General features: G+C 70.0%; 1 protein-coding gene. It reads right to left on the bottom strand.

Features of this window, described 5'->3' with window-relative positions; all coding sequences use genetic code 11:
- Positions 1 to 117: 117 nt before the first annotated feature.
- On the bottom strand, positions 118 to 570 hold a 453-nt coding region (locus tag D3D02_RS18635), incomplete at its 5' end, for a hypothetical protein (protein ID WP_121571343.1).

The raw sequence follows: 570 nt of genomic DNA on the forward strand, positions 1-570 counted from the left end.
TTACGCCGTTCGCGGTGTCTTCTTTGAGTCCCATACCAGGTGTTGACCGCGGAGCGACAAAACCGATGCGGCGGTGGTCGGCAGGCTCGGTCCGCGCGGACCGAGGAGTCGCCCCGGTCAGTGGAACCCGCGGTCCACGTCGTCGTCCTCGATCAGGTCGTCGAGCTCGCTAGTGAGCAGCTCCTCGGCCTCCTCGAAGGTGTCGGAGAGCTCGTCGAGCTCGTCCGGGCGGCCGTCGAACTCGTACTCCATCGGGCCGAACGCGGGCGACTCGACGGCCTCCATCACGTCCTCGAAGAGGTGGTCGGGGTCGGTCGGCGCCTCCGCGTGGACCCGCAGCGTCTCCGTGAGCCGGGTCGCCATCTCCTCGGCGTGTTCCTCGTCTTCCGGGGCCGACCGGACCGCGAACCGCCCGTCGCTGTCGGCGTCCGGGAGGAGCGGGTCGAGCTCGTCGTCGACGCTGCGGGCGACCTGCGCGCCGACGCCGCGGAGGTCGCGGGGGTTCTTCGCGTACGTCTTCAGGTGGTAGAGGCCGACGCTCGGGTGGCCGAAGTAGAGGTCCTCGCCGAG

Source organism: Halobellus sp. Atlit-38R, from assembly GCF_003665925.1.
Lineage (GTDB): Archaea > Halobacteriota > Halobacteria > Halobacteriales > Haloferacaceae > Haloquadratum > Haloquadratum inordinatus.